Annotated in this window: 14 protein-coding genes; 2 read left to right on the plus strand and 12 right to left on the minus strand. The window is 28.1% G+C overall.

The window, feature by feature from the left end:
* Positions 1 to 63 precede the first annotated feature (63 nt).
* Positions 64 to 432 carry a hypothetical protein gene (locus XO08_RS09290; RefSeq protein ID WP_075665071.1) on the plus strand — a complete coding sequence of 123 codons (369 nt, stop codon included), beginning with the start codon at positions 64 to 66 and terminating at the stop codon, positions 430 to 432.
* Here XO08_RS09290 and XO08_RS00155 read toward each other — a convergent pair.
* Genes XO08_RS00155 through XO08_RS00210 form a run of 12 tightly spaced genes read right to left on the minus strand, consistent with a single transcriptional unit; the run spans position 429 to position 11,284 of the window.
* The gene (locus XO08_RS00155; RefSeq protein ID WP_077286917.1) at positions 429 to 968 is read right to left on the minus strand and encodes a ComEA family DNA-binding protein; all 540 of its coding nucleotides are present in this window, start codon (positions 966 to 968) and stop codon (positions 429 to 431) included. The two genes, XO08_RS09290 and XO08_RS00155, sit on opposite strands and share 4 nt — an antisense overlap.
* Positions 962 to 1,753: an AmmeMemoRadiSam system protein B gene (gene amrB / locus XO08_RS00160; RefSeq protein ID WP_232218194.1), complete on the minus strand. Its 792-nt coding sequence runs from the start codon at positions 1,751 to 1,753 to the stop codon at positions 962 to 964. Before amrB ends, XO08_RS00155 begins: the two co-directional genes overlap by 7 nt.
* The gene (locus XO08_RS00165; protein ID WP_075665073.1) at positions 1,750 to 5,667 is read right to left on the minus strand and encodes a type II secretion system protein GspD; all 3,918 of its coding nucleotides are present in this window, start codon (positions 5,665 to 5,667) and stop codon (positions 1,750 to 1,752) included. Before XO08_RS00165 ends, amrB begins: the two co-directional genes overlap by 4 nt.
* A complete protein-coding gene (locus tag XO08_RS00170; protein WP_077286920.1) occupies positions 5,667 to 6,110 on the minus strand; it encodes a hypothetical protein in 444 nt (147 codons plus the stop codon). The genes XO08_RS00165 and XO08_RS00170 overlap by 1 nt, the downstream gene beginning before the upstream one ends.
* Positions 6,103 to 6,525 (minus strand): hypothetical protein, encoded by a 423-nt coding sequence (locus XO08_RS00175; protein ID WP_075665074.1) that lies wholly within the window; start codon positions 6,523 to 6,525, stop codon positions 6,103 to 6,105. Before XO08_RS00175 ends, XO08_RS00170 begins: the two co-directional genes overlap by 8 nt.
* Positions 6,522 to 7,079 carry a hypothetical protein gene (locus tag XO08_RS00180; RefSeq protein WP_075665075.1) on the minus strand — a complete coding sequence of 186 codons (558 nt, stop codon included), beginning with the start codon at positions 7,077 to 7,079 and terminating at the stop codon, positions 6,522 to 6,524. The genes XO08_RS00175 and XO08_RS00180 overlap by 4 nt, the downstream gene beginning before the upstream one ends.
* Positions 7,057 to 8,001: a hypothetical protein gene (locus tag XO08_RS00185; RefSeq protein ID WP_143609902.1), complete on the minus strand. Its 945-nt coding sequence runs from the start codon at positions 7,999 to 8,001 to the stop codon at positions 7,057 to 7,059. Before XO08_RS00185 ends, XO08_RS00180 begins: the two co-directional genes overlap by 23 nt.
* A gap of 10 nt (positions 8,002 to 8,011) precedes the next feature.
* On the minus strand, positions 8,012 to 8,368 hold the full coding sequence (locus XO08_RS00190; protein WP_075665077.1) for a hypothetical protein: 357 nt from the start codon (positions 8,366 to 8,368) through the stop codon (positions 8,012 to 8,014).
* Between the two features lies 1 nt (position 8,369).
* Positions 8,370 to 9,563: a type II secretion system F family protein gene (locus tag XO08_RS00195; RefSeq protein WP_088368808.1), complete on the minus strand. Its 1,194-nt coding sequence runs from the start codon at positions 9,561 to 9,563 to the stop codon at positions 8,370 to 8,372.
* Positions 9,560 to 10,288 carry an ATP-binding cassette domain-containing protein gene (locus XO08_RS00200; protein WP_232218234.1) on the minus strand — a complete coding sequence of 243 codons (729 nt, stop codon included), beginning with the start codon at positions 10,286 to 10,288 and terminating at the stop codon, positions 9,560 to 9,562. The genes XO08_RS00195 and XO08_RS00200 overlap by 4 nt, the downstream gene beginning before the upstream one ends.
* Positions 10,218 to 10,826 (minus strand): class I SAM-dependent methyltransferase, encoded by a 609-nt coding sequence (locus XO08_RS00205; RefSeq protein WP_075665079.1) that lies wholly within the window; start codon positions 10,824 to 10,826, stop codon positions 10,218 to 10,220. Before XO08_RS00205 ends, XO08_RS00200 begins: the two co-directional genes overlap by 71 nt.
* Entirely contained in the window at positions 10,826 to 11,284 is a 459-nt protein-coding gene (locus XO08_RS00210) for a flavin reductase family protein (protein WP_075665080.1), read from the minus strand. The genes XO08_RS00205 and XO08_RS00210 overlap by 1 nt, the downstream gene beginning before the upstream one ends.
* A gap of 137 nt (positions 11,285 to 11,421) precedes the next feature.
* On the opposite strand from XO08_RS00210, the gene XO08_RS00215 reads away from it, so the two are divergent.
* Complete coding sequence (locus tag XO08_RS00215; RefSeq protein ID WP_075665081.1) at positions 11,422 to 13,278, plus strand: transketolase; 1,857 nt, start codon at positions 11,422 to 11,424, stop codon at positions 13,276 to 13,278.
* Positions 13,279 to 13,308 lie beyond the last annotated feature (30 nt).

Below are 13,308 nucleotides of genomic sequence, written 5' to 3' on the forward strand. Positions count from 1 at the left end.
ATTAACATTTCAAACGAAAACGAAATTAAATTAAACATAATCTAAATAAATGGGAGGGATACTATGAAAAAAATTTTTATTATTTTAAGTATTCTTTGTTTGATACTTAGCATGTCAATCCTTACCTTGTACGGAAAGGGTATAGTAAAATATACTTGGATATTACGCATTCCTGAAAGAATACCAGGTGGGCAAATTATACCTTCATTTGAAAAGCTATATACAAGATTTTTTACAAGTTTTATATTGGATTTAATTTCTGTTATATTCTTAATTTCTCTAATCTTTAGAGATATAAACTTTCGATTTTTTATATCAATTTATATACTATCTCTAATCTTGATTGGAGCTTCTTTAATAACTACTTATAATTTCTTTCAACTTCTATCTCTACTTTTACTCATTCCTATTATCTTCTTTTCTAAATATTAAAATGAAATCATTGATTCAATTTTCTCCAGTGTTTTTGGTCCTATACCTTTAACATTTAATAGTTCATCTTTCGAGCTAAATAGTCCGTTTTTGTTTCTGTAATTTATTATTTCTCTTGCTTTTACCTTACCAATTCCAGGAAGTTTCATTAACTCATCTATTGAAGCAGTGTTAATATTTATCTTATCTTCAACTTTTTCTTTGGCTACATTTTTAACTTTGGACAATCTTAAAAAAGGCTTCATTTTTTTCAAAGTTGATGGACCTATTCCTGAAACATTTAGCAAATCATCAATGGCATAAAACATTCCGTTTTTTTCTCTATAATCGATTATATTCTTTGCTTTTGTTGGCCCTATTCCTGGTAAAGCCAAAAGCTGATCATATGTAGCAGTATTAATATCAATTATCTGTTCAGAGTAAATTCTTTTTTGTTTTTCATGAACTATTTCTTTCTTTTGAAAAACCGCAGTCGTTAACACCAAAAAAATTAAAAATAATATAACAAATTCCTTGAAATACTTTCCTTTTACCATAATACAAAACCTGCATACCCCACAGTAAAATTGTAATCTCCTGAAAATTCAGCACTTGTTGTATGATAAACTAACTTCACATTTTGAAAATATTCCACCACAACCGAAATAGGACCTATTCCACACGCAGATACTTCTTGACCTAATTTGAAAAATTCAGTTGTATTACGTTTTAATATCTCATTAATTAATAGTTCATCTTTTTCCAACGTTTTTTTGTGCGAATCATAATGATTAAAATCAGACGATGCAATAATCAATGTCTTTTCTAAATTAAGACTCCTTAAAAATTCAACCATTTCGAGTGTAGAATTATAATTTTGATAATTATACACAATAGGTACTATCTTAAAATCATTATAACAATACTTCAAGAAAGGCAAAATAACTTCAATTGAATGCTCATATAAATGTACAGAATAATCAGAACTAACTCTTTCATATTCTAATAATTTTTTTGTAAAAAGCTCATCAATTTGTAAATCACCAAACGGTGTTTCCCACTTTCCTCTTTCCCAAACGGAAAAAGTCTCCTTACCAAAACCTGTATGATTTGTTCCAAAAATTATAACCCTTTCTGGTTTTCCAAAACTTAAAGCTTCTTTCAATGTTAACAAAACAGTTTTACCACTATATACATATCCAGCATGTGGTAGAATCATTCCAAAATTTTTTTTAGATTTTTCTAAGAATACTTTATCAATATAAGTGTCAAAGAAACTCTTTAACTTATATACATCTTTGGGATAAAACTTATCAGCAAAAGCCATTTTCCTTTTCATCATTCCACAACCTTTGCCGATATTAAAATTACTATGTTTCTTTTTACTTTGTCATCTTTTTCTGTTTTAAAAAACTTTCCTATAATAGGTAAATCCCCCAAAATTGGAATCTTACTTTCCGTTTTTGAATTTTCTTCCCTTGTTAGTCCACCAATAATTAGTGTCTCATTCTCTTTCAAAGAAATTTTAGAATTAAACTCCCTGGTCCTTTCCAACGGTAACGCAAGTCCGTATTGATTTTTTATATCCCAATCAAAACTACTTACTTTTATATTTAATTCAAGATCAATTGTATTATCCGCATTTACAAACGGTATTATTTCCAAAGTAACACCTGATTCTATATACCTAATTTCTTGAGAATTCTCACCAGCGTTTAAAACAATCGGAATTTTGTCACCAATTAAAATACTTGCTTTTTCGCCGCTTTTGGCAACAATATTGGGACTAGCGAGTAGCTTTGCATCTTTATCAGTTAAATTCATTTTTCCATTCAATCTTACAGTAAGTTCATTTGCCGAACCAATTGAAAGTAGTTTATCTATAATTTTCTCTAAAGGCATTTCTCCCAAAGAAAGTGTTATATCAAATCCATTTTTTGATAAAGTTCCAATATTGGAAGTAATCTCTCCAAGATTTATGTCTAGAGAATTTGTTAATTCCTCATCTACTACTCTAACTTCAATCAATGCTAGCTTAGAATTTAAATATTTTTCAATATAACCTTTTATCTCTCCGGATATTTTAGCATCAATTCCCGTTGCAATTACCACACCTGCAGCAGAATCCACAAAAGAATTTCCTCCATAAAAACCTATAAGTTCCTGTATCTTTTCTACATTTCTTGGAACAGAAAATACAAAAGTATTTACAGTCTTTGTTGAATCTGTCGTTAACGAATCAAATACATAAATACCATCTTCTTGTTTCACCTCTATATTATAATGATTTAATATTTTTTCAAACTCTTTAAAATCTAGTTCATTGACGTAAAGATTAGCAGTAGAATTGATATCTTTAGAAATAACCGCAGAAAAACCATATCCTTTAACAACTTGCTTGATAATTTCTCTAAGTTGCACATTCTCAGCACTTATACTAAATCTTTTGTTTTTTCCAAAAGTTATAAAATCTTTCATCTCAGTTTCTTTCACTTGATCTTTAGGTTCAATATACACTATACTTCCTTCTTTTGTAATATCTACTTTTTTCGTTAAAATTTTTTCAAAATCTTCTAAAGTCGACTTGTTCAAAACTAAATTTAATTTTTCATCAACTGAATCTACGATTACAGCATAACCAAATTTAGGATAAACTTCCCTAACCATATCTGCAATCGAAACATCAGTTGCATTTATAGAAATCTTCCCATCTTTAACATTTAATATTTTAGAAGTTTTTTCAATATATACTATTTTCCCATTTTTGCGAATATCAATTCCATATTTTTTCAAATAGTCTTCAAAATTGTTCAAAGTTATACCTTCAACTTTCAACGTTACACTACCAACGATATCCGATTCAAATACAACATCTTTGCCATATGCTCTGAAAACTCTTTCAATCAAATCTTTCAAATTATAGTCTTTAACATCTATTTTTAATTTTTCATCTTCCACATTAACAATTTTTTCGTCAAAGTCCCTGAGCCTTTCTTGAAGTTTTTTCAAATCTTCTGGAGTACCTTTTGCCAAAATCTTCCCATTTAAATTCAGAATTTTTATCCTATCTTCAAAATTAAATTTAACAAATTCTTCAATATTTTGAACATTTGAATTAATTTCAATTATAGATTGTTTGGCATCAATACTATTTAATAAATCTTCAACTTCAAGAAGTTCTCTTTCTTCACCAACCAACAATATTTTTCCGTTCAAATCAAATACTTTTACTGATGATGTACTTTCAACAACAGATTTAATACCATCTGTATAAGGTAAATCAACAAATTTTATTACTTTACCTTTGTTATAGTTATCCAAGAATTTTTTTGCTTGTTTTATATTTTCGTCAGTTCCTCTAAGAATCAACAATTTACTTTCCGGATAATATTTAGTCTCAATATTGTACAAATCTTTTATTATGGATTGTACTTCTCCAAAATTTTCAATCTTTACATTAACTTTTTCTGTTTTATATGAAACACTATTTTTATCAAAAAACTCCTTAGCTTGTTTTGCTTTCTCACCCTTTATATATACCTTATTTTTCAATCTATAAACTGTTACACCAAATAACTCTTCCAATATCTTTTTAAAATTATCATCAATAACACCAATTTCGACAATTTCATTTCCAAATTGTTTCCTTATTTTTTCTATCTCAGCAATTAATGAATCATCTATGTTATCGTATATTAAAGTCTTATCAGAATAATACACCGGCGTTGCATCTATAAGAGACAAAAATAACTCTTTTGGTGGATCAAAAGGTGTCAATTCAAGAACGTATCTTTTCTTATTTTGAGTCATCCTCATTAATTTTTCAATTATCTTCTCCTTACCTTCTATTAAGTAAGTACCATCATCAAATTCTTTCAGAACTTTTACTTTACTCAATAAACTTCTATCAAGCTTCAACCTTGCAGTTTTTGTACCTGCAATTTCAATGAATTGATTAAATCTTTTATATAATTCTTCAGTAACAAATAACGTAACAAAAATTTTGCCATTTACCTCTGTTACCTTTGCATTATTTTCACCAATACCTAAATATGAAATTGCAGATTTAACAGTATCTAACTTAATACTTTCAATCACCATCCTATAAGGATTTCCAATACTCCTATCATTGTTTATCTTTTCAACTAAACCTTTAAAAATTTTTGGAACTTTTATTACTTCACCAAACATTTTATATGGAATATTTATTGAATCAAGAACCGATGCAATTCTTTGAGGATACCTTACCTTAACATCAATATAATCATAAAAATCAACAATCCCATTATCCCTTAAAGTTGAAATTAAATAACCAATTGTGTTTGAAATTTCTGTATCTGCATAAATAGCTACTTGCTTTAATGGCTCCAAAACAACATATTTAAATTCATATATAGACGAAATATTTTTTAAAAATTCCTCAACTGTGTTTTTACTAACTGTGTATGAATAATAGTACCAAGATTTGCTTGGTCTTACTGAAATTGCATCCGAAATTATCCTATGTTCTCTAATACCACCATATACAAATACTTTACTTTTATCCTTTAAGAAGCTCATAAAAGTACCTGATCCAAGTAACGATTTTATCTTTTCCGCACTAACTTCTCCATCGTAGATCTGCCAATACATTGCAAAATTCTTGTTAATTTCTTCTTCCAACCCTAAGTATAAAGTACCATCTGGTCCATATGCATAACAAACCTTTGGGTTATTTAAAAATAACAATCTCAAAGCCTTTTCAATTGTAACATCTTTTACATCAAGGTTAACCTCTATATTTCTAACTCCTTCATACAACGAAATATTTATTCCTAAAGCTTTTGAAAACTCCCTTATAACTACATCTAAAGGTGCATTTAAAAATGAAAAACTAAATTTTCTATCTTTCACACTACTTGGAAAATCAACAATAATTTTATTTCCAACAACATACCAATCAGAATTTACTGGAACAATCGTAAAGAAAAAGATGTCTGCAGAATTCTCAGATGGTGATAATTGTATTCCCTCTAAAGGACCTTTCGAAACAGGTAAAAAGGAACTTTGAACAAATTCCCCATTAATTGATAAATAATACACCGTTTTTGAATCATTCCAACCGAATCTAACTTTTGAAGGCAAAACTTCATTGTCAAGTTCTAAAACCACCTGAAGTTTATCTTCAACAAAATAGTAATCAATATTCAATATTTTCGAAAACAAGAAACTAAATAATATCATTATGAATAACAAAGATAAAAATTTTTTCCTCATTAGTCATTCCCCCCTATCTTCTTTGGAACAATTAATTTAATACTACCATCGTCAATATCAAGCACTACAAGATTTTTATTACTTACATTTAAAATATAATATTTATTTAAAAATATTGATTTCGGCTTAATTTTCAAGACTTTATCCGAATTTTTAATGTATGCATAAAACTTATTATCTTCTAAATAATATCCCAAATAACTTATATTACCAACAATTGTATAACTTTTTAAATGCTCGCTATCCAAAGTAATTTCCAAATAAAACGGCTCAAAATAATTAATCTTTTCTATATTTTTAAAATTAACATAATCATTTTTTGCTCTAACTATATATTTTTTCGTATCAGATAAATTTGGTAATTTTTTGTTTGAAAAAATCAACATAAAGATAAATAACACTATTAATAATCCAATTAAGATTAGTATGTATTTTTTATTCAATTATATCACCTACTTTCATTTGAAAACTGACCATTATTTTTTTATCTTTATCAAAAATAATAGGAAAATTAGTTTTGACATCTACCTTTAAAATTTCAATTGGTACACTTTTTGAATTCACAATTTCACAAAAAATTTTTTCAAATTCTTTGACATCCAATTCCTTTGATATATAACCATTTTCCAATAAGTTCAAAAATTCTCTATCGTCATTTTTTACTATACTCTCCAGCTTTTTGAAATTAATATTGAATTTATTGTAAAGCTTAATTTTTTCGTTTAAAATCTCTGTGTTATATTTAAAATTCTTTAAAAAATTTAATTTCACAACAAACACATTAAATAATAGTAAAAATGTTAAAAAGGTTATTAAAATACCAAAAAACAAGTTAGCATATTTTTGTTTTATATTCATAGTTCCCCCTCCAAATAAAATTCAAACATTTTAAAATCACTATATAAAGTTTTTGTATCTTTTAAAGATATCCCCACATTTTTGTAAACATTATTAAGTTTATTTACAACCTCACTAAAATCATCTTTTTGATTTGAAAATTCGTAAAATAAGATCTTAAATTTTCCATCAGAAAAATTTATACTTTTTATAAAAAATCTCTCGTTTTTTTTCTTGAAAAAATCCAACAATTCTTGTAAAAAATATTTGGAATAATAAACCTTATTTAAGTAATTTTTATAATAAGTTATCTTGTTCACAATAATATTTAATTTTGAATCATATTTTAAAATTTCGTTTTCAACAATTTTAGGAATTTCAAGTGGTTCTAAAAAAGTAATGTTATTAAAAACAAGAGGGTAACTTTCTACAGTTTTAGAAATACTTTGATATACCCAAAATTGCGAAAGAAAAAACGCCGAAAAAAACGGAATTAGGACTATTATTACAAAAATCAAAAATTTCTTTATTGAAATTCTTCTTTCCTTCGTCTTATATAAGTTTAATCTTTCCAACACTTATCCCCCCTCTTTTTAAAAGACCTAAAACCCCTAAAAATCTATAATGTTTAACTAATGGAATAAAATCTTGAAAAAAGAATCTATTTAATAAAAGAGTAGAATCATCATAATGTTCTTTTAAAAGCTCATTAATTATATTTGAATCAGTTACAATTTGAATAGTTTGTATATTTTCAAGTCCTATTTTTTCTTCCATCGAATTTATAGTAATAAAGACTTCACGTTCAATCAACGATAAAAAATCACTAAAGAAATTCATCAAAAAGGCTTTAACATCTTTGATTAATGTTTCATCGTCAATATATTCCAATTCGTATATAGAATAACCAAACTCATCCAATAAAACCTCGTCAAAATTTTTTAAACTTAAATCAGAGTATCTTACCTCAATTAAATCTGAATCATTAAAAACTAACATTCCTGAATACTTTTTGTTTATAAACAACTGCATACTATATCCAGGAAATCTACTCAAAAGAATAGATTCTTTGAAAAAATCTGGATATAGAATATCTGGTTCTGGAATTTTTTTAGCATAAAGATTTTGAAAATAATTCTGAAGTTCCTCTTTTTTTACAACAAACACATTTGCAATATTATTAGATGTTATTAAATAATCGTAATATATTTGCTCTGGTTGTATACCCAAATTTTGTGTAATTTCTAATAGTAATAACTTGTCAATTTCCTTTTTGTTTTTTACTGCGGGAAGAGGAATCTTCAAATTTAAAATATAATCCCATGGAATGTTAACAACAATTATATCATCCACAGTGGGTTGAAAATCTAAATCCCATTCTTTGAAAGAAGATAATCTAGTTTTACCAAAAAAATATTCAAGACTTCCATAAAAAATTTCATTATCATTTCTAAAATCAAATGAAATAATCCTTTTGCCTAAAATTTCCCTTAACAAACTTTCCCTCCTATTCCCCTGAAATATCAAAAACAATAGGTTCAATTTTAAAATTTCCAAATGTACCTCCACTAACTCTATACAGTGGAATAATTGTTAAATCAAGTTTATTAAAATAATCTCCTAAATCCACCTCTTTTTTTATAACTACATTTTCTTTCTCAAAAAACGTGTAATGAATATATACTTTATTTTTAGAATACCTTATATAATCGGCATTTGAAGACCAAAGACCACAATATACAATTGTTTTAAACAATTCTTCATTTAAAACAACTTTATCCATTAAATTGAATACAGATATAACACTAATGGAAAATATAATGACAGTTATAATCAGAACAGTTATAACTTCAATATAAGTCATATTATCCTCCAAAAGTTGATTGCATTTGAAAAATAGTCGAATACATTGTATACGCTAAAAAAGCAATGAATAATCCCACAAAGGCTATCATCAAAGGTTCTAACATAGACAAAAGTTTCTTAGTATCTTGTTGTATTTGATCATCAAAAAAATCTGCAACTTTTTCCATAACAATCTCAAGTTTACCTGTTTCCTCACCTGTACCTATCATTTCATAAATTATTTGTGGGAACACTTTTTCAGATTTTAGAGCCTGCTTTAATGAACTACCACTTTTTACCTTTTCTTCTACACTTTTTATTTTAGAAATAAATTTTCTGTTATTAGATGCTTTTGCCGCCATTTCTAACGAATCAATTATTGAAACACCGCTCCCAACTAATACCCCAAAGGTTCTGGAAAATCTTTCATACGTAATCTTTTCCCTAAGTTTTCTAATCGGTGGAAACAAATTTCCTAAAAACTCCTTAAATATTTTTCCATATTCAGTCTTGAAAAACACGTAAATGCCAATAAATATCAACACTGAGAAGAAACCAACCAAAAATCCGTTTTCAGTTAATAATTTATTCAACTTAACAAGCGTTGAAATTAAACCAGAAGTTGGAATGTTACCAAAAACAGAAAACAATTTTGGTAAAATAAATAAACTAATTACCAAAACCACTACTATAGCAAAACTTAATATAAAAATTGGATAAACCATTGCCGTTTTTACTTGTTGTTGAGTCCTGTTTAAATTTTCATAATAATTTGATAATTTCTCTAAAGTTTCTTCAAGTACTCCTCCTTCTTCTCCAGCCTTTAACATATTAATAAACACTTCATCAAAAACCCCTTGTTTTTTAAACGCCTCTGTTAATGATGTACCAACGTCTAATTCATTTACTACGTTAACAAGAACATTTCTAAATCTTTTAGAAAAAATTTCTTGATTTGATAGTATATAAATTGCTTCTCTCAATCTTAATCCCGCTTTTATCATAGTTTCTAATTGCCTTGTAAAAAAAACTATATCTTTTAGTGGAATCCCAAATATATTCTTTAATACTTTTCTCTTTTTCGACTCCTTGATATCTACTATCATCAACCCATTTGATTTTAGCCTTCCCAACGCTTCCTGCAAACTAGAAGCTTCAATCTCACCTTTAATCTTCTTCATATCTTTGTTATACGCAAGATATACAAATTTCAATGCTTAACCCCTCTCTTTCTTAATATTCCATCATCTAACTCATATACTATTCCTTTAAAATCAACAAATTTTTCAAAATCATGGGTAACAATAACCAAAGTCTTTCTAGCATCATCATTCCATTTTTTTAAATACTGAATTATTTTTTTTTCATTTTTCCTATCTAGTCCAACTGTCGGCTCATCTAAAATTAGAATATCTGGATTATGAGCAACGGCAGAGGCTATGGCTATTCTTCTTTGTTCTCCTCCTGATAACTGGAATGGAGATCTATCCAAATACTCATTCAAATCAAAAAAATTTACAACTTCTCTAAATCGCATTTTTGGATTCTCCACCTCAAAATTTTTGATTGAAAAATATATCTCATCTCTAACTTTTTCGGAAAAAAATTGTCTTTCTGGAAATTGAAATGAAAAACCTATCTTCTTTCTATATTCATATGGATTTTCATAAGGATCTCTAAAATCATCTACCCAAATTTTACCACTAGTAGGTTTAATTAAAAAATCTAATAAATATAGAAGCGTGGTTTTACCACTTCCAGTATTCCCAAGAATAAAAACAGTTTCTCCATCATTAATTCTAAAATTTATATCTTTTAACACATGTTTCTCAAATGGTGTATTTTGATTGTAAATATATTCGACTTTTTCAAAAATCATTCTCATATTTTTCTGAATAATAAACTCTAATACCTCCCTCTTTACATAATTCTTTAACATTACCAAAAATATTCCTCATATATTCTCTTATTCTTTTTCCACCTTTATTATGGTACGCAACTAATTGTAAAGTACCATTTAAATTTAAATGTTCTTTGGACTTTTCAATTAGCTCCATCCAAACTTTCTTTCCCGCAACAATAGGCGGGTTCGATATTATATGATCAAATTTTTCGCCCTGCCACACCTCAAACAAATAACCTTGCTTCACAACCGCATTCACATTGTTATTTTTAGCGTTAATTTTTGCAAATTCAACGGCTCGTTCATTTATATCACTCATATACAAATCAATATTTGGATTTTCCTTTTTTAGAGTAATACCTATAACTCCATAACCACAACCTAAATCTAAAACCTTTCCACTATCTATATTAACATTCTCAATCAAGATTTTTGTAGCCTTATCAATTTTACCAAAAGAATAAACTCCACTAGGAGATTTAAATTTATAGATATGTCCATTCTTTAATGTTAAAACTATTTCTCTGACTTTCAATTTACTTGTTGGCTTTTCTGTATAATAATGTTCAAACACTAAAATCCCTCCAATATTTTATGTTCACCATACAATAACGGTTCCACATTATTATATAATTTCTCATCAATTACCTTTCCTACAAAAATAGAATGATCCCCTGCATCATAAATACGAACTATTTCACATTCAATATAACCCACGATTCCCCTTAAGATTGGAATACCATTTTTACTTAATTCATAATCAATTCCTTCAAACTTGTCATAATCTCTCCCACTTACACTTCCAAAATGAATTGCTAAATCTTTTTGAAATTTACTCAATATATTTACACCAAAAAAACTGGAACTTTTTAGCAAAAGATAACTAAACCTTTCTTTACCAATAGAAATTGCAATTAACTTTGGATTAATTGAAACTCTAGTTATCCACGCAACACTAATACCATTAATCTTGTCATTCAACCTCATTGTAACAACAACAGTTGAATTATAGATCTTTTTTACCATATCCATAATCTCACCTCTTTAAGTATTATATCATATGTAAATTTTTATAAAATTTTTTTACTCAAAATTTGTCTAATCAATAAACTTATGCTATATGATATAATTAATATGAAAAAGTTCAAAATTCGAGGAGGTGGCCTATTTTGATTAAAAAATTAAAAAACATCTCAAAACAATGTAGAGCAGATATTCTAACCATGACAACTGTTGCAGGTTCTGGACATCCAGGTGGTTCGATGTCATCAATTGACCTTTTAGTAACTTTATATTCTTTTGCAAATATCTTTCCAAATGATCCTTGGAATGAAAATCGTGACAGGATATTAGTCAGTCACGGACATATTTCACCAGCAGTTTATAGTACTTTGTCGGCATATGGTTTTATAAACAGAGATGATGTGTTATCAGGATTTAGACATCCTGGAAGTATATTTGAAGGTCACATTACACGCGGAATTCCTGGTATTGAATGGACTACTGGAAATCTCGGCCAAGGTTTATCCGCTGGAGTTGGAATGGCACTTGCAGCAAAATTAAAAAAGCAACAACATCACGTTTATGTATTAATGAGTGATGGTGAAAGTGCAAAAGGACAAGTTACTGAAGCAAGAAGAACCGCAAAAAAATACAATCTTGATAATTTAACAGTTATTATTGATTACAACGATATACAAATTAGTGGTAGAGCAAGAGATATTATGTACGTAAATATTAAAGAAGAATATGAAGCTGCTGGATGGAATGTTATAGAAATCGATGGTCATGATTTTGAGCAGATTTTATCTGCACTAAAAATAGCCAAAAATGATAAAAATCCAACTGTTATCATTGCACACACTATTATCGGTAAAGGTGTCAGCTTTATGGAAGATACTCCAAAATATCATGGAAAACCACTTTCACTCGATGAATATAAAAAAGCATTAAAAGAATTAGGAATATCTATTGATATCAACAAATACATTGAAATGAGAAAAAAAATAGATATTTCTGAACACAAAAAAATTTATTTAAAATACCCAATTTCAATAAATACTGGAAAACCAATAATATACAAAGAAAAAATCGATAACAGAACAGCCCTAGGTAATGCAATTGCCGATCTTGCCACTTTAAACGATAATGTAATTGCAATTGATTGTGATCTAAAATCATCCGTAAAACTTGATAAACTTGATCAAGTCAAACCGGAAAGTCTAATCGAAATTGGCGTTCAAGAACATAACGCTGCTGCAATTGCTGGGGCATTAAGTGCAGAAGGATTCGTAACATTCTTTGCCGATTTTGGAGTGTTTGGTATTGATGAAACCTTTAATCAACACAGATTAAACGCGATAAATAATACAAATTTAAAAGTTGTGGTAACTCACTGTGGCATTGATGTTGGAGAAGATGGAAAAACCCACCACGCACTAAATTACATTTCTGCTCCACTATCATGGTTTGGCTTTAAAGTGATCGTTCCTGCAGACCCAAATCAAACAGACAAGGTGATTAGGTATATTGCTACCCAATATGGTAACTATGTTGTAGCAATGGGAAGAAGTAAAATTGAACCTATTACAAAATCAGACGGCTCTATCTTCTATGATGAAAACTATGAATTTGAATACGGAAAAATCGATGTGATAAGAGATGGCGAAGAAATTGTTGTTATAACATATGGATCAGTATTACCACATGCTCTAAAAGCTGTAGATGAATTAGAAAAAGAAGGAATAAAAGTTGGACTTCTAAACGTTTCATGCCCATATGATCTTGATGAAGAAATACTTTCAAGATATGCAAGAAAAAAAGTTGTTGTTTTTGAAGATCATAATATATATAACGGTCTTGGTACTTTATTGGAGTCAAAATTATTTAATCTAAAGATTATCCCCGAAAAATTTGTAAAAGTTGGAATCGATAGATTCCCAGTTTCTGGTAATAGCAAATACCTGTTTGATATTTATGGACTTGACAGCCAAAAAATTAAAGAAACAATTAAGAACCTAATTTAAAAATTCCCCATCCATGTTGGATGGGGAATT

This window comes from Thermosipho sp. 1074 (assembly GCF_001999655.1).
GTDB lineage: Bacteria > Thermotogota > Thermotogae > Thermotogales > Fervidobacteriaceae > Thermosipho > Thermosipho affectus.

Bases quoted from the DNA above. Each gene is read 5' to 3' on its own strand.
- XO08_RS09290 (WP_075665071.1), top strand. From the start codon at position 64: ATGAAAAAAATTTTTATTATTTTAAGTATTCTTTGTTTGATACTTAGC.
- XO08_RS00155 (WP_077286917.1), bottom strand. From the start codon at position 968: ATGGTAAAAGGAAAGTATTTCAAGGAATTTGTTATATTATTTTTAATT.
- amrB (WP_232218194.1), bottom strand. From the start codon at position 1,753: ATGATGAAAAGGAAAATGGCTTTTGCTGATAAGTTTTATCCCAAAGAT.
- XO08_RS00165 (WP_075665073.1), bottom strand. From the start codon at position 5,667: ATGAGGAAAAAATTTTTATCTTTGTTATTCATAATGATATTATTTAGT.
- XO08_RS00175 (WP_075665074.1), bottom strand. From the start codon at position 6,525: ATGAATATAAAACAAAAATATGCTAACTTGTTTTTTGGTATTTTAATA.
- XO08_RS00190 (WP_075665077.1), bottom strand. From the start codon at position 8,368: ATGACTTATATTGAAGTTATAACTGTTCTGATTATAACTGTCATTATA.
- XO08_RS00200 (WP_232218234.1), bottom strand. From the start codon at position 10,288: ATGTTAAAGAATTATGTAAAGAGGGAGGTATTAGAGTTTATTATTCAG.
- XO08_RS00210 (WP_075665080.1), bottom strand. From the start codon at position 11,284: ATGGATATGGTAAAAAAGATCTATAATTCAACTGTTGTTGTTACAATG.